At 38.3% G+C, this 17,558-nt stretch carries 14 protein-coding genes; 6 read left to right on the top strand and 8 right to left on the bottom strand.

The genetic code is table 11. From position 1 onward, the window contains the following. Positions 1 to 479 precede the first annotated feature (479 nt). The gene (locus MR054_RS01875) at positions 480 to 2,021 is read right to left on the bottom strand and encodes a sugar porter family MFS transporter (RefSeq protein WP_242155613.1); all 1,542 of its coding nucleotides are present in this window, start codon (positions 2,019 to 2,021) and stop codon (positions 480 to 482) included. Positions 2,022 to 2,085: 64 nt separating this feature from the next. Continuing rightward, complete coding sequence (locus MR054_RS01880) at positions 2,086 to 2,271, bottom strand: hypothetical protein (protein WP_242085552.1); 186 nt, start codon at positions 2,269 to 2,271, stop codon at positions 2,086 to 2,088. A gap of 322 nt (positions 2,272 to 2,593) precedes the next feature. Here MR054_RS01880 and MR054_RS01885 point away from each other — a divergent pair, with 322 nt between their 5' ends. Beyond that, positions 2,594 to 3,622, top strand: a complete 1,029-nt coding sequence (locus MR054_RS01885) for a LacI family DNA-binding transcriptional regulator (RefSeq protein WP_242155615.1) — start codon at positions 2,594 to 2,596, stop codon at positions 3,620 to 3,622. A gap of 98 nt (positions 3,623 to 3,720) precedes the next feature. Here MR054_RS01885 and MR054_RS01890 read toward each other — a convergent pair whose 3' ends face one another. From MR054_RS01890 to MR054_RS01915, 6 genes are all read right to left on the bottom strand, one after another. Next, positions 3,721 to 5,316, bottom strand: coding sequence for a glycoside hydrolase family 43 protein (locus tag MR054_RS01890; protein ID WP_242155616.1), 1,596 nt, complete (start codon positions 5,314 to 5,316; stop codon positions 3,721 to 3,723). Between the two features lie 47 nt (positions 5,317 to 5,363). Further along, a complete protein-coding gene (locus tag MR054_RS01895; protein ID WP_242155618.1) occupies positions 5,364 to 6,509 on the bottom strand; it encodes a glycoside hydrolase family 26 protein in 1,146 nt (381 codons plus the stop codon). Between the two features lie 10 nt (positions 6,510 to 6,519). After that, complete coding sequence (locus tag MR054_RS01900) at positions 6,520 to 7,494, bottom strand: glycoside hydrolase family 16 protein (RefSeq protein ID WP_242085548.1); 975 nt, start codon at positions 7,492 to 7,494, stop codon at positions 6,520 to 6,522. 105 nt (positions 7,495 to 7,599) lie between these two features. Then, the gene (locus MR054_RS01905) at positions 7,600 to 9,039 is read right to left on the bottom strand and encodes a hypothetical protein (RefSeq protein ID WP_242155620.1); all 1,440 of its coding nucleotides are present in this window, start codon (positions 9,037 to 9,039) and stop codon (positions 7,600 to 7,602) included. An 86-nt stretch (positions 9,040 to 9,125) separates the two neighbouring features. After that, on the bottom strand, positions 9,126 to 10,646 hold the full coding sequence (locus MR054_RS01910) for a RagB/SusD family nutrient uptake outer membrane protein (RefSeq protein ID WP_242085546.1): 1,521 nt from the start codon (positions 10,644 to 10,646) through the stop codon (positions 9,126 to 9,128). A 10-nt stretch (positions 10,647 to 10,656) separates the two neighbouring features. After that, entirely contained in the window at positions 10,657 to 13,677 is a 3,021-nt protein-coding gene (locus MR054_RS01915) for a SusC/RagA family TonB-linked outer membrane protein (protein WP_242155622.1), read from the bottom strand. 964 nt (positions 13,678 to 14,641) lie between these two features. On the opposite strand from MR054_RS01915, the gene MR054_RS01920 reads away from it, so the two are divergent. The 5 genes from MR054_RS01920 (at position 14,642) to MR054_RS01940 (ending at position 17,556) form a co-directional block, all read left to right on the top strand. Then, entirely contained in the window at positions 14,642 to 15,481 is an 840-nt protein-coding gene (locus MR054_RS01920; protein ID WP_242155624.1) for an RteC domain-containing protein, read from the top strand. Between the two features lie 307 nt (positions 15,482 to 15,788). Next, a complete protein-coding gene (locus tag MR054_RS01925; protein ID WP_242155626.1) occupies positions 15,789 to 16,142 on the top strand; it encodes a hypothetical protein in 354 nt (117 codons plus the stop codon). Next, the gene (locus tag MR054_RS01930; protein WP_242155628.1) at positions 16,129 to 16,398 is read left to right on the top strand and encodes a hypothetical protein; all 270 of its coding nucleotides are present in this window, start codon (positions 16,129 to 16,131) and stop codon (positions 16,396 to 16,398) included. The genes MR054_RS01925 and MR054_RS01930 overlap by 14 nt, the downstream gene beginning before the upstream one ends. A gap of 75 nt (positions 16,399 to 16,473) precedes the next feature. Then, entirely contained in the window at positions 16,474 to 16,860 is a 387-nt protein-coding gene (locus MR054_RS01935; protein WP_242155630.1) for a hypothetical protein, read from the top strand. Between the two features lie 312 nt (positions 16,861 to 17,172). Then, complete coding sequence (locus tag MR054_RS01940; protein WP_242085540.1) at positions 17,173 to 17,556, top strand: HU family DNA-binding protein; 384 nt, start codon at positions 17,173 to 17,175, stop codon at positions 17,554 to 17,556. Positions 17,557 to 17,558 lie beyond the last annotated feature (2 nt).

Consider the following 17,558-nt stretch of genomic DNA (forward strand, 5'->3'; position numbering starts at 1 on the left):
TATATGAAGCTTAACGCCAACACTTCATATCAATTTTCAATGCATTGTCTATTTCCGACGATATATATACTTAATGGCATGCTTCGTTTACCCTGTTCATGTAAATGGGATTTCCCTCCAGTTAACGCATAATTCAATGGTCTCTTTTCCCAAATAAAACGCCCCCAATAGAAGGTCCACGGTGTTCTGATGCCTATTGGTATTGCATTCTCTAAGATACCAAAATTTTCAACAGCCTTGAACTGACGTCCTCCATTCTAATTGAATCCGTTTTCATTAATGGGGTCACAAATCTGTTGCTTTACCACTATGGGACAAATAAGATACATAATGTGACAGAATATGTAATAATATCCCTTTTAACTTTAAAACCTAAACACTAGCCAATTGATTGTATTTATGAATCCACGCGCTAACAATCCCAATTCGAAAAAATTACCGTATGGGACTCCAAAAAAGTAAAGACGTAAAAAAATATTCTATGATGCCAATTCTTGTTCTATTTGCTCTAATGATTTCCCCTTAGTTTCAGGTAATATTTTAAGTAATATAAAGAACCCCATTAAAGCAATAAAACCGAAAATAAAGAAGCTCATGGCATTACCTAGATTTGATAACTCCCAAGGGAAAATTTGTTGCACCAACCAGCTAACAAAGGAGTTCACAAATCCTACAAATCCAATTGCCAATCCTCTATACATATTTGGAAATAATTCTGACAACATAACCCACATTACAGGTCCTAAAGAAAAGGCAAAGCACGCAATAAACCCCATAATACCAATTAATACCAACAATGCATTCATAGTTGTGGCGGCCTCTAAAATAGCGCCTTCATTTTTAGCATATACTTGATTTCCCAAGGTTGATTTCATGGCGTTTTTAAAGTCTAGATCATTTTCAAAGGTTTCACCGGAGAGTTGTTCTAATTTTTCTTTACCTTCAAATTCAAATTTTGATATGTTTTCTGAAGTCAATTTGTAAGTGGCCTGACTAAACCCATAAGCACAGATTAGTAGACTGATGGCAATACCGGCAATTCCAAATAGCATCAAAGGACGTCTTCCCATTTTATCAATGAGCAATATCGCTACTATTGTAAAGGTTACCGTTGTTAAACTCATTAATATTCCTGAACCAAATGATGCATCAGTACCAATTCCTGTTTGTTTAAATATGGAGGTGGCATAAAAATAAATGGCATTAATACCTGTAATTTGCTGAAGAACACCAATTATCAACCCAACAGTTAGAACTAATTTAAAAGCGGGTTTAAACAAATCATTCAATTTAACTTTTTCCCTTCTTAAAGAATTACTTTCTCCAAGACTACTAATAATCATATCAGCCTCTTGTTTTGCCAAATCATCTCCATGCATATTTTTTAAAACTAAAATAGCCTCTTTATTCCTCTCTTTTGTAAATAACCATCGTGGACTTTTAGGAACAAAAAACATTAAAATAAAATAGAATATAGCTGGAATAAATTCAACACCTAACATCCAACGCCATACATTTTCAGCTGTTAAAAACAGGTTTTCTCCGGAAACAAAGGCTCTATTAAGAAAGTAGTTGCTTAGAAACGCCGCAAAAAAACCAAGTACAATATTGAGTTGCTGAATAGAGACCAGTTTCCCTCTGTTTTCAGATGAAGCTATTTCGGCAATATATGTTGGAGCCAATATTAGTGCTGCACCAAAAGCTAAGCCACCAATCATTCTTGCCATATATAACATCTGATACGATAAAGCATAGGCAGACAAGATAGCAGATACAGCATAAAGAAATGCAACGATTAAAAGAATTCTCTTTCTTCCTATCATATCGCTCAATCTCCCAGAAATTAACATGGCAATCATGGCCGCAAATGATGGAGAACTGACCGCCCAACCAAATTGAGCATCACTTAAATCAAACTCTGGTCCGGCATAGGACATCACACCGGAAATAATTCCCGCGTCAAAACCAAACAAGAATCCTCCCAGTGAAACTACGAATGCAATAAATATTGATTTTTTCACAGTTATCTATATAAAAATTGTCTTTCTCTTAAACAGTCCAAATGCCTTTTATCTGCTTCGGCTCTTACATAGGGCCACCAAGTATCTGGATCTTGTTCCCCCCATCTTTTTGAAGGGTAGTAATGGGCATTTCCTCCATGGTTTTATACAAAACCAAAAGTTTTTCTCCTGTTTTGGCACGAACTGATGTAGCTTTAACAGATGACCTACCCATATCTAATCCTAAATAATACAATCTGTCTTTTTCCAAATCTATTCCATACTATCGTGGATTTCAAAAAAAAATTAAATTAACCGCTATATGTCGGTATTTTAAGTCATTAAATACCTTCAGGAAATTTCAATCACATTGGATATTAAATTATTGTTTTTCAACACTTTAATTGCAAATAATTTTTATTATTTCAAGAGTTAAAATTCAACTTTATCCTTAAAGTAAAAACTTCACTACATCCATTTAACATTTTAAATTCGATTCATAAATGCTCTATCCGAACAGATTATTTCAGGTTAATTTCTTTAAGACAATCGTTAAAAAAACAGTATATTTAGTTATTCCATGAACTGTATTTATGTCTAAAAAAATCACCTTAAAATACATCGCAGAGCATTTCAATGTTTCCACGTCAACTGTATCTATGGCATTAAAAGACAGTTACGAAATTAGTGAAGCCATGCGCACTAAAATTCAAAACTTTGCTAAAGCGCATAATTATCGGCCAAATCCGTTCGCATTGAATTTAAAACAAAAAACCACCAAAACCATAGGTGTTATAATACCTACTATTTTAAATCATTTCTTCGTTCAGATTTTTAGTGGTATTGAACGTGTTGCTCATGAAAGCGGTTATAACTTAATAACCGTAATAACCCAAGGAAATTTGAACAAAGAAATTGATACCGTAAATATGTTTAAGGATGGATTTATTGATGGCATTCTAATTTCAATATCCGAAGAAACACAATCAAAACAATATTTTAAACATTTACATGATTTTAGTAATGAGGCCGGACCAATTGTTATGTTTGATAGGGTTTCTGACTTATTGCAATGTGACAAAATTATTGTGGATGATTATAACTGTGCCTACAATGCAACATATTATCTCTTAAAAACAGGTTGTAAAAATATAGCAATAGTCTCAGTTCTTGATCATTTAGGGATTGTAGAGCTAAGAATAAATGGTTACAAAAAAGCATTACATGATAACAACATAGAAGTAAATGAAAAATTAATTACGCTTGTAAAAAAAGAATATGATTTTGAAACCGAAATTAAAACACTTCTCGATTATCAGGATGTAGATGCCATCATTGGTCTGGAAGAATTTTCAACAATAGAATCCATGATTATTGCAGAATCGAGAGGATATAAGATACCGGATGATATTTCCTTTATTGGTTACACCAATGGAAACTTATTTAAATATGTAAAACCATCCGTTACATGCATTAATCAACATGGTGAATATATGGGTAGAGTAGCTACAGAAAAGTTAATAACCAGAATAGAACAAGAAGAATCCAATTTACATTATGACACTAAAATTATAAAAACTAGTCTTGTGTTAAGAAACTCAACTAAAGCCGTTATTATTTAGTGTTTTAGAGTCGTCTTTAAATTTAATAATAGTAAATGTACCGATCCGGATCGTTCAGGTCTAATTCCAATTACCCATCACTGAAAAACTATTCTTTCCTATTCTTCAATTCCTATGTATTCAAACCACCCAAAATCAGCATATCTCTTGTTGCTCCTTAAATCCTGACAGCATAACCCAATAAAAGAGCCTGTAAATGCGGGCCTGTATCTTTCACTTCCTTCTCTAACATTATCATCGGATAAAATACTAATATCTAAAACTGAACCTATATTTGTGAAAGGGCCATCCTCTTTCAGCTTATAACTAAATTGTAGATTTTCAAATTGAATACTGGCTTTTAATACTACAGAGCTATGCCCTGTTATAACTACAATTTCTCTGTCTTCAATTTTTTGAAAGTTGTCTGCTGAAATAATAGAAAGGACCTTATCATCATCCCTGTGGGTAATGTGCAAATAATGATAGTGACCGGTATTATAATACAATACCAAACCTGACATCTGTTGAAAACAGTCGGGTTCAAATTCGACTAATGTAGAGACTTCAGCTTTAAAATGTTGAAGTCTTCGAGCAATCATAGATTGATTATGGGTAGATGTTAAAGATTCCCGTCCTGTAAGCCTTAGAAATCCTTTTCTTTCTTTAAGAGATACCCAATTTTCTGTCATTGGGATTCTTAAAGATTGGAATTCCATTGGGAGTTTATCTTGATCAAAAATAATCCGGACTGGGACATGCTCCTTTTTTTGAGAAGCCACTTCCAAATTTGGATTAGGTACCTTTAATCTCGGCAATCTACTTCCACTATTAACAAAAGGCCAGTCCTCCTTCCAAACCACTTCTTCAATAGCTGTTTCTCTGCCTAAAATGCACCTTCCTCGTTCCGTTAACGGTCTTCCGATTAAAAACACGATATACCAATCTCCAATTTGTGTTTCTATCATTGAGCCATGTCCTGCTTTCTGAAGCGTGTGTTTAGGTGAATCTTTGCTGGTTAAGATAGGATTATCCGGATGTTCTTCGTAAGGACCAAAAACACTCTTAGATCTTAAAATTGTTGCTGAATGATTATATTCCGTACCTCCTTCAGCCAAAATTAAGTAGTAATATTCATTCCGCTTGTACAAATGTGGCCCTTCAGTTGATCCTAGTTTAGTGCCTTTAGTTAAAAAATGTCTTTCGTTTAACAGCCTTAACGTTTGGGGATCAACCTCATGCATCTCAACTCCTCCAAAAAGTTTACCGTTTCTATGGTCTACAATCATATTAACGAACCACAGTTTATCCTGGTCATGAAAAAAAGACCCGTCGAAACCACTTGAACACAAATAAATTGGATCGCTCCAAGTCCCCCTAATGTCATCTGCTGTCACCACATAATTTGGAGTATCTTTCCATACGCCATCAAATGACTTCACATTGGTATAAACCAAATAAAATTTATTATTGGCATAAGACAGGCATGGTGCCCAAACACCACATGAGTCTGGCACTCCCCTCATATTCAATTGAGACTTTCGGTTTAAGGGGCGTGCTATAAGTTCCCAATTCTTTAAATCTTTTGAATGATGAATCTGTACACCAGGAAACCATTCAAATGTTGAAGTAGCAATATAATAATCGTCTCCTACTCTGCAAATTGACGGGTCTGGATTAAATCCTTTTAAAATTGGGTTTTGAATATACTCCATTTATGTGTAATAAATTTTAAACTTCATTATGGAAGACTTTCTTCATGTTATTTGTTATTATATAAATCATCATAAAGATGAGACGATGACTTTATAAATTTAGCATCAGATATTTTCTCTACCCATCTTTTACTGATTTCATCACTTAATTGAAGCCGGGCATCAATTTTCTTGAACGTCGGGTTATCATACCACATACGATGGGAGTCCCAATGACAATTAATATAATGTACAGCTTTTACAACATCCCTATTTTTATCAATAGCTTCAAAAAATGGAACAAACCACTCTTGCCAGGCTTGTTCAGCTTGTGTTGGATTACCCAATTGTGTTTCTAATGTAATCCCTCCATTAGGAATCGCTTTAGGATCGGAAATCGTTGGCGTTGCTTCAGCAATAAACACAGGCTTTCCTTTTTTTCGAGCAAATTCAAACATTTTTATATTGGGCCACATATGAAAGAATGAAACACCCAACCAGTCCACATAATCATCACCAGGGTACCATTCTTCTAACTGTTCCAGGGAGGACATAAACCCACTAGATTGCCAAACATAAGCCGTATTGTTAACCCCTTTTGCCCTTAGCATATCAACTATTCTTTTATAAGCAGCTATGGTGCTTTTTTGGTCATAATGATTCCAAGGGGCTCCATCAAATTCATAGGCGATTCTTAAAAAAACTGGTCTCCTGCCTAATGACAATAAAAAATCTGCTAACTTATTGATATAAACATCATGTGTTCCTTCGGCGACTTTTTCTTCATGGTTAACAAAGGAAAGACCAATAGCTAATGCCATATTAGAATAATTATTATTGGATAACTGTAAACTAGCATTGTAGTCGTTATCCCCCCAATCAGCTGTTTCCCAAATACCATCTAAGCCCTTATGGATATAACCAAAAGAGGTATCACCAGGATTAATACTGGTATAGGTTGTCCAACCAGCAGGCTTCTGAAAATAATCTAAATATCCTTCATTGTAATTTTCCAACCCTCCAACTGCCTCTAGCTCCTGACCGACAAATAATAAGACCTTTTCACCATTAGGCTCAAATTTTTCAAGTTCATTATCATTCTGTTGAACATGAACCATCATGGTGGCATCTTTCTGTTTTTGATTACACGCTAGAATCATTAAGAGTAAGATCAATAAAAAAGGATTGGTTTTCATTTTATTATATTTCATCATTAATATGGTTTTAGTTTTTTTGATACACCCTGACATAATCGATAATCAAACAATCTGGAAAATCTTGAGGTACAGGATTAACTTTTGGTAAATTCCCTCCCACGGATAGGGCAAATACAAAGTAAAATTGATCATTGAAGGGATACGGTTGACCACTCGCATAAGTCGTTGCTGGTGTCATGGAATGATACTGCTGATCATTAACTAACCAGGTAATTTTATTCTCTTCCCAAATTATTGAGTACAGATAATATACCTTGTTAAAAGGCTGGTTATGAAGTGATTCAAAATATACGGAGTTAAATCTATGGTTATTAGGAAAATCCGTACCATAATGCGCTGTACCCAATATTTCGTTATGATTTTCACCCAAATATTCCACAATGTCTATTTCTCCACCACTAGGCCAATAACCCCCGGGGTTATTAATGGTGTAATTTTTATTCAACATAAATAATGCAGTCCATGTTCCCTGAGCAGTCGGCATACTTGCCCTTATATCTACACGACCATATTTGAACTCAAAAATATTATCCGTATGAATTCTTGAGGAAGCATAGTTTTTACCCCCTAGAGTCTCTTGCTTTGCTGTGATTATTAAATTCCCATCTTTTAAAAAGATATTCTCTTTGTCATCACTAAAATATTGCTCCTCATTATTTCCCCAACCACATAAATCAGGACACCCTGTACCCAAATGAAATCCCCATTTATCACTGTTTAACTGTTCTGAATTAAACTCATCAGACCAAAGTAATGAATATCCCGCATAACGTGTTGAACCATTATATCCCTCAGTTGGAATACTAACTTCTTCTCCACAACTACCACAGATTCCTCCACAATCTACAGAGGTTTCATCACCATTTTGCATGCCGTCTGTACAAGTGGCCACTGGAATAAAAGGTGCCGGGTCTCTTTCCGATTCACACGTAAAAAATATAGCCAATAAACATATAAATAATAAAATGTAATTAATCCTCATAACTACCTCTCACATTTAACTTAAAGGTGCTTCAATTACAACAAAGCACCTTTTCCATTTCAACTTATAAAACTAACTCTAAACAATATGGCTACTAATCTGATATTATTCTATTGGTTTAAGGTCCTTAACATAAAAGGTCCCTGTTTCGGTATGTCCTCCACCTCCAAAACGGATGCTTATATTGGTATATGTGGTTTGACTTTCTAATACTACACCATTATTACCAACACGTCCGGTACCATCGAATTCTAAAGTGACCCAAGATCCAAAATTTGCTTCATCAACAGTTATAGGAATCTCTGTCCATCGTTCCCAAAAATTGGCGTTATAATCCATTAGAATCAATACAACCTCAGGATTCAATGCACCGGAAAAATCTTGACCTGTTGGAATATAAACGTCCATAGTCCATTTGTGATAAACAGAAAAATCAATTGGTGTGCCTAATGTTTGAAATTTATAATCCTCAAAGCCACCAAATCGACCGTCATCCGGTCTAATGACTTGGGCCACCAAATCATTTGCGGTTCCATCGGGGTTTTCCACACCATAAGATATATCAACGCCCTGATTGTATGGGCTTCCATCAGCATTTACTGTAAAAGGTTCTAACACTAATCCTGCATCATCAGCTTCAAAAGTGAAATAGTATGGCAAACCTGAGCCAGCTAAAACGTCTGCTCTGGGCGTTGTTGAAGGTCCTCCAAAATTTTCAGTCGTTGGAATAAGGTCTTTTATATAGAAAACACCCGATTCGGTATGACCACCACCTCCAAAACGAAGTCCGACAGTATTATAAGTGGTCTGATCTTGCATAACTACGCCATTAGCACCAACCACATCTGTACCATCAAATTCTAAGGTGACCCATGATCCAAAGTCTGATTCATTGACCGTCATTGGAATCTCTGTCCATCGCTCCCAAAAATTACCGTTGCTGTCCATGAATATCAAAACAACTTCTGGGTTTAAAGCACCGGAAAAATCCTGGCCAGTTGGAATGAAGACTTCCAGAGTCCATTTGTGATAAACAGAAAAATCTAAAGGTGCACCTAGGGCTGAAAATTTATAATCTTCAAATCCTCCAAATCGTCCATCGCTAGGTCTTATAACCTGTGCCACCAAATCATTTGCCGTTCCATCAGGGTTTTCCACCCCATAGGATATATCAACTCCTTGATTGGCACTAAAAGTGGTTAGTAACAAGCCTGCTTCATCAGACTCAAAAGTGAAATAATAGGGTAGTCCTGAACTAGTCAATGCATCCAGTCTGGGTGTACCTATCGGACATTCTTCGCAATTTGATCCACCACAATCTACACCTGTTTCATCACCATTTTGAATACCATCTGTACATGTTGGGCATGCATTTGGGCTACTCCCTCCACAATCTACGCCTTCCTCATCTAAATTCTGGATACCGTCATAATGCGTTGGTAAAATAGTTAAGTCAAACTTCTCATCTTCACATGACATAGTAGAAAATAAACCGATAGCCATAAAGGCAAAAAGGATAATTTTTATGTTAACTAAATTTTTCATTGTTTTTGTTTTATTAATTTCCTGTAAAACAGTTATTATGTTTAATAATTTAATTACAAAAAAATTTGATGATTATAATATGTTTTTTAATTGTCGTAACCGGGGTTTTGTGTTAAAATACCATTTGACAATTGTATCTCAGCGTCTGGTATTGGCAACAAAGTGTCACGGTTTATATTGAAGTCTGATTTACCTACCGCGCTCATTGCAGATTGAATGTCTCCCCATCTTACTAAATCTGTAAACCTATCCCACCCTTCAGTTGCCAGCTCACGTCTTCGTTCAGCCTTTACGCCGGCTAAATTATACATCGGGGCGGCCGAATTGCCAGATCCATAAGCTCTATCAGTAACCATTTGAAAGGCACTGGCTCCATCGCCACCGCCTCCCATTAATGAAGCTTCCGCATACATTAATAAGACATCGGCATATCGTAATATTTTTTCATTTTTTGGAGATCCAAAACTTGATAATAAAGGTGACAATTCTTCAAATGTCAAGAAGAATTTTTTATTTAATGCACTTGACCCCACATTAAATTGAAAATCAGAAGGCGCAGGAGACCAACCTAAACTCTCTAATCCCGGAGAATTTAAATCATCGCCTGGCAAAATGAATGTAGCTTTTTTTCTCTGATCACTATTATCAAAAAAATTCACTAAGGACTGTCTGGGAATCATGTTTCCCCAAGAGGTATATATGCCCCCGGCCCACATAAACATATATTGCCAGGATATTGAGCCCTCGCCTGGAATACCATCAACATAATTGATCTCAAAAAGAGATTCAATCCCAAATTCATTATTTAATTCAAAATTATCAGAAAAAATAGGTTCTAATTGGTACCCATGAGTCATTATTTGTTGACAGGAGGCCACTGTTTCAGAATATTTCCCCTGATATAATTGAGCTTTGGCTAAAATACCCAGGGCTGCTCCGGAAGTAGCCCTCCAAAGCTCGGCCGACTCTCCTCTTTTAGGCAATACTGAGGCTGCTTCGGTTAAATCTTTTTCAATTTGAGCATATACGTCGGCTTTGGGGCTTCGAGGAAGATATAGTTCATCTTCGGTAGTCCTTATAGCTTCAATAAATAGAGGCACATCACCAAAAAGCTTAACAAGTTCAAAATAGTAAAACCCTCTTAAAAACTTTGCCTCCGCAATAATTCTTTCTTTCAAACCATCAGTAACAAAGCCATTGAATTCCTGTGTCAAATCCAATGCAAAATTAGCCCTTCCAACACCCGCATATAATTTCCGCCATAACTCAGCTACACTTTGATTTGTACTCCTTATTGTAGAAAATTGATCAAACACTGCGCCGTTTCCCCAAAAATTAGCTTGTTGAGAATGAATATCGTCGGCTCTAACCCCTTGAAACATTTGCTGAAATGTCTCTGCCGGACCTTCGAGTTTCCATTGTAAAGGGTCATAAGCCGCATTAATGGCCTGTAGCACCCTATCCTCCGTATTAATTGTTTCGGCTGTTATTTCAGTAACCGGGATTTTATCTAAGATATCTTCAGCACATGATGCTGATATCACAATAACTAAAAGAATCATGAAACCTTTAATTACATTCATTTTAATAGATTGTATTTTTTTCATTTTAATTTTTTTAGAAGTTTATTTGGAAACCTAATAGATATGACCTTGACTGTGGGTAAAATCCTGTGTCTATACCAGATGACAAAATGCCTCCTCCCACTTCTGGATCAACCCCTTGATATTTGGTCAAGGTGAATAAGTTTTGTCCAGAAATATAAAATCTTATTTTATCTGCCCTAAGTTTATGAGTAACATGATCCGGCAAAGAATATCCAAAAACAATATTTTTTAATTTTATAAAGGAAGCATCTTTTACATGGAAATCTGACACCAAATTTTCACCATTACGGTCTCCAGGTGCTGCAACGGCCATATTTCTTGGTGCTCCATCTTGTAAATACGAAGCTGGTCTATTTGAACCAATGGCCGTATAGCGAATGGTGGCATCAAATATATCATTCCCGGTTGCTCCATAAAAAAATGCTGAAAAATCGAAACCAGAAAACGCACAACCTAAAGTTAATCCGGCTGTTAAATCGGGTAATGGTTTTCCTATAAATGTTTTATCCCCCGCATCGGGTGTCCTTCTATTATTCCCACTTCCATTTAGGTCCTTAAATAACAAATTTCCATTAGCATCCATTCCTTCCACAACATATCCATAAAAGCTACCAATTGGTTCTCCTATTGACGTCAAGGTTATTGGGTCTGAAAATAATGCCCCTGTAAATCCGCCTTGTAGATCTTGACCATTGTTTCCAAGACTCGTCACCTCATTTTCATTATATCCCATATTTAATGATGCATTCCATGAAAATTTATCGAAACTTTTCTTATATGACAATGCAAGTTCAACCCCCGAATTCTTTACTGAGCCAACATTTACCAGCGATGGATTTAATCCACTAGAGTCTGGTGTATTGGCCTCTAAAAGAATATCAGTGGTCTCTTTCGAATAGTAATCTATTGATAGATTCAAGGAATTATTTAAAACCGTTAAGTCAAGACCCACATTAATTTGTTCCAATTCTTCCCACTTCAAATTAGGGTTAGCCAATCTTGTGAGGGATAAACCAGGGTTTCCTGCATAACTTACGTTCGAATTTATGGTAGATAAGTAAGCATATCCCTGCGATGAATCCACGCCCGATATACCCCAACCAGATCTAACCTTTAATACATTTATCCCATTAGAATTTTTCAAAAAACGCTCTTCAGATAATACCCATCCCACAGAAAATGATGGGAAAAAGCCTGATCTGAAATTTTGTCCAAAAGTTGAGGATTCATCACGCCTCAAACTGGCCGTCGCCAGATACTTTCTTTTATAATCGTATTTTACCCTACCTATATAGGATACTAAACCACGTTCTATTATTGATGCGGGAGTGAAGTTGGCCCCAAAGCGATCCGTTGCCAGAGAAAAGTTGGCATCATCAAAGTTTGTGGTTAAATAATCACTAACATTTGTTGTGTTTTCACCAAAATGAGATTCTTCTTCAATAACCTCGTAACCAACTAATAGATCCAAATGGTGTCCCTTAGGTTCTAAGCTGGAAAATGTATAAGCAACTGTAGCAGTAATTTGATCTCTGACTATTCCGGACGGTGCTTCTGTGTAAGATCCTCGTAAAAAAAAGTCTTGAATTGGAAATACGGCACCTAGACTTGGAGTGAAAGAACGAAATAAACCTGAGTTTTTATAATAACTGTAGGAAGCCCGGACATTCAAATCTGTGATGGGCTGCCAGTCAGCAGACAGTCCATAATTTATAACATCATTAATTCCCTCACTTCCAACAAATTCATTTAGTTCCCACAGGGGGTTTGTCATCTCCCCCATAACATTAAGTGGCACACCATTGAATTCAGGTTTTGGACTTTGTCTTCCGGGATTGAATATTTCACCGTTTTCGGCATAAGTCGGGTATATGGAAGGTAAAGCGTTGATACTGCCAATACTACCAACCGGATAATAGTCTACCATTTTAGAAACACTGGCAGATGCTTTAACTTGTATGTTTTCTCTAATATCTGCGTTTAGAGAAGCACTTAAATTCTTTCTATTAAAACTACTTTTACCAGCTCTGCTGAATATTCCTTCCTGATCAAAAATGCCTCCTGAAATTGCATAAGAATATTTTTCTCCTCCATCTGATAAAGAAACGGCTAGATTCGACATGGATGCCGTTCTTGATACGGCATCATACCAATCTGTGTCTGGCAACGCGTTTCTCTCAGCCTCAGAAAAAGCACCTCTATTACCATTGAGATTACCTCCTGATTCAACAACCGCCTGGTTATAATAATTAATATATTCCGAGGCGTTCATAAGATCTGGCTTGTTTCCCATGTACTGAAAGCCAGAATACCCATTTATAGATATGACGGGTTTTGTGTTTTTTCTACCAGATTTTGTTTTAACTAAAATAACCCCATTACTACCCCTTGATCCGTACACAGAAGTTGATGCTGCATCTTTTAATACAACCAACTCTTTAATGTTATCTGGATTTAAGTGCTGAAGATTTGGTACTGGAAACCCATCAACAATGTAAAGCGGATCAGAATTATTTGGAGAACCAACTCCTCTAATTCGTATGGTTGATGAGGACCCCGGTGCACCAGAATTTTGTTGAACAATTACGCCGGGAGCAGCTCCTTGAAGAATATTTTCTACTCTTGAAACCGGGAGGTTTTCTATTTGCTCAGTACTCACCTCTGAAATAGCTGTTGATAAAGTGCGCTTGCTTTGAGACTGTCCGTAACCTATTAAGACCACTTCATCTAATCCTTCTATGGATTCCCGGAGTGTAACATCTATTCTAGATTGATTCCCTACAAGAATTTCTTCTGTTTTATAACCAATATAGCTAAAAACCAATATTGAATTAGAATTTACAACATTGATGCTATAATTTCCATCAAAATCCGTGGATGTCCCATTATTTGTTCCCTTAACTATTACTGAGACCCCTGGCAAAGGGCCAACCTCACTTTTTACATTCCCCTTAATGGATTGGGAAAATGTACTAGAAACTGTAATGGCTAAAGCCACAAACAGACTAATCTTAGTTAATCTTTTATCCATAATAATTTTTAATATTATATTCAAGTTTAGTTTCCGTAAAGTTAGCCACAAATAGTTCCTTAAGTAAAAATTTCAGGGTTTCTAACAAGAATATAGAAAAACAAATAGTGTTTTTAACTCATTAAAAAAAATACTTATATTACTGATTATATGATATTTACAAGTATTCAAAGGCAATGATTATGATGTTACTTTATCGTTTCAGTTGTTTTTTGTTAAATCAATCTAATTGTAACAAAAACTAGACTTCCATGTATTCGTACTCTTCTATTATGTTTTAATACGGGATAATTTTCACGACATCAACAGGCTATATTTTAAGCCCCAAGCCTATATTAAATCGTGTATATAGTTTTACAAAATGCATCAGATCAACATGATAGAAAATTAGAGCCCCCCTAACCCCCTCGGAACAATACTGCTATAGCGCATTTTTTGCTTGAATTAGAATCCATTCAGAAATGCTGCCTATCCTATCTTTCATTTTTTTACCCTTTCAAATACCGTCAGGAATGCTTTATAATCATGAGTCTTTGAATATACGCAACATCCCGTCCAATAGCTTCCACGACAAAAACAACATAGCAGGTTCCAGGACAAAAGTTGGGCCTTAAATGCTTTGGTTTTTTTGATGACACTAAAAAATATGTAAGCCATTTCATCGCTTATTACTATTTTGTAGTATATTTACTTCAGATAACGTAAGAAACAAAAGCGCTGAAGTCTTTTTCAGTATAATGCATACTTCTAAATTATGAAACAGTTCGGTAACCCATGTCTCCCAAATCGGAACAGGTCGATCGCATAAGGCTTAATCCGGTGAACACGTCCCGGGACACGATAGGAACCCTCCCAATTGACCCGCGTTGACCCCGAATCCCTCCTCAATTACTATGATCTCTAAAACCCAATAAAACCCCTTATGAATTAAAAGCCCTCCTCATCACCATATCCCGAATACACCATGAATACCCTTATTACAACCTTTAAAAAAGACATTGAAACCATTGCCTCCCAGGAAACCAATCTCATCACTCAAACCGAAAAGAAAATCCTCTGCTGTCAGAATGCCCTGTACCGACTGGAGCAAATTGTCCTGTCCCATACCTTTAAGGATGTTATGGAGGAGGTCCGGGTCTTTAAAGAGTTTAAACCGTGCATTGTTTCAGAATGGATATTTACCAAACAATACTTTAAGGTACAGAGTCAATGGCCCCTGGGAAGTAAGAAGACCAAAATTAAATACCTTAATCAGCACCTGGCCCACTACCAGAAATACCTTACGGAACACCTGGAATTCTATACCCATTGCCGGCGCAACGATCCCAAACTTGATGTCCTGTATTTTACGCGCGATCATTATAAACCCTGTCTCGGAGCAGAACCCTACATGTTCGTGAACAGCCCGTCCTTCTCTACCAGTCACGACATCACCTTAGCCACCCTATTGGCCTATGAGCAACTCATCGACACCCTGCAGGAGGCCCTGGAGGCCCTGCAAAGCGACCTCCCCGGTGGCCCGCCCAAAAGTTTAAAACAACCACCTCAACTGAAATGGACCGGTACCAAAACCGAATTGGTGGAGATTATCTATGCCCTCCATGTTTCCGGGATGCTTAATTATGGCCAGGGCGACGTCATCTATGCCGTGCGTGTCTTCGAAGCCTTATTTGGAGAATCTCTCGAGAATTTCCACCAGTTGGTATCCAATATCCGGCATCGCTCCCGTAGCCGGACCATCGCTTTAGACAAACTCGCCGACACCCTGGAGCACCATATCACTCTGGCCGATGGTATAGACTAACCGGTCGATAAACGGTAACCGTGGCGTGCCATCTCAAAAAAAAAATCAAAAAAAAGAGGTTACCTAACAGACACTAAACAAATGGAATTAAAAAAGTTCTGGATATTCGTCAGCGTTTTACAAATGTTTATATCTATGAATCTATTTTTACAATTAATGACGGGTCAGCATGGCTTAAAAGCCCGCTGCCTGTCGATACGATGGCCACCATGACCCTATCCGCCCCGGAGACCGGACCCCTGTAGTCCCGGCCGTACACGATTAAAGCATACACCCCAACGCCCCATCACCCATAAACGAAATCATAATGATGCGCCTACCATTTTCCAATTGTTCCAGATCCCTATCCCAAAAATTCCGTCGCGGACTCCTCAAGGCTTTAGGCCTGATCGTATCCCTGGCCATGTTAGTGCTTACCCTACACCAGTACAAACAAAGTAAACGGTTGGAGGTAAAATACCTTCAGGCCCGGCAACGGATCGAACGCACTAAAGCAGATCTGGTTCGGGCCAGAGAGGCCATGGATGCCCTGGAAAAAAACCTGACCACCTTTGCCCATAAGGACGCCAAGCTGACCTTAACCACCGATAGTCTCATCCGGCATTGGCGAAGCGACCTCATGTACCTCAGATCTTTGTTACACCCTCATGACACACCATGACTGCCACGAGGTAGATGGTGCGCGATATCAACATGCAATTACCATAATCTTAACCATAACCTATGACCCAAACACCCTACCCCACATCATAGCCCTTTTGAACAACCGGGCCAATGTCACGATCCACGGTGTCCTTCAGGAAGCCGACCGGATAACTCTTAATATATGGACCGATACACAGAGTTTGTTTTGTGCCTTGCACCACCTGGAAACCCTTCCCGGTGTGGAACACATCAGCTTTGGTAGGGTGCTATAGGAAACCCAAAACCCCAAAAATAGTATGAAACACCACCTTATCATCACACTTCTTCTCCTTAGCCTGCATAGCACAATGGCCCAATCTTTCCATGACGCTTCTTCTTCGGGCCAGCAGGCTTTGGACTTACCGACCGATACCATCCAGATCAGGTCCAACCCCTTCAGGGCCATTAATGCCATTACCGGGTACAACCTCAGGATGTTGGACACCCTGGAGGCTCTCTTACGGGAGAAAAACACCAATACACAGGATCTACTGCGATTGGTCAGGACCCATAATATTCAGGTCCGTTCCCGAATGCTGTTAGCAGATATCAAACTGGATGAGATCCAGCAGGAACTGCTTAACACCAGGGAACAGGTCAGGACCGAACGCAAAACAGGCCTATGGCGCTCCATAGGTGCCGGTATTGGCGGTGTGGCCATCGGGATCGTCACCGGAATCCTGATCAAGAACTAAGGCTGTGGCATTCAGGATCTCCCGGTCGGCAGACCGGAACTGCAGAGCCGTGCTCGGGGTTGTAAAGGCAGTGCGCATCGCAACACCACCCCCATAGGACTTCGGCCGGTGGCCCCGGACCTTAAAGCGCATTTTAGCCCAACATCTCCCGGAAGGGGGGTTTAACCGCTCCATGTCCTGAGGCACAATCACCCTATAAAACCTTCCTGAAATGGCGGGGGAAGCCAAAGAAATCGCCAGTTGTTTAACCTTAAAATTTAAAACAAATGAAAACAACACAGTCAAAATGTTTAACCTTTAAAATGCAACATTATGAGTATTAAATTCAGGGCCATTGAGCGTGGCGAACCCGGCGTGGCAGGCGGCGGTGTTAAAAAATGGTATGCTTCTCCTGTATTCCAGGGCGAAAGCGACATGGAACGCCTTATAAAAAGCATTGAAAAGATTAGCACGGTGAGCGGCGCCGATATTCGCGGTGTACTCTATGCTTTGGTAGACGTGAGCATCGATGCGCTGGAGCACGGACAAATTGTACGGATTGGCGATCTCGGCAACCTGCGGGTTAACCTTAGCAGCAGCAGTGCCGATACCGAAGAGGAGGTGGTCGCCGGGAACATTAAAAGAGGGAAGATCATTTTTACACCCGGTTCCCGTCTTAAGGACATGTTGAATACCTTGAAGTTTGTCAAGGTGTAAAG

The organism is Aestuariivivens sediminis, from assembly GCF_022662105.1.
GTDB classification, from domain to species: Bacteria; Bacteroidota; Bacteroidia; order Flavobacteriales; family Flavobacteriaceae; genus Aestuariivivens; species Aestuariivivens sediminis.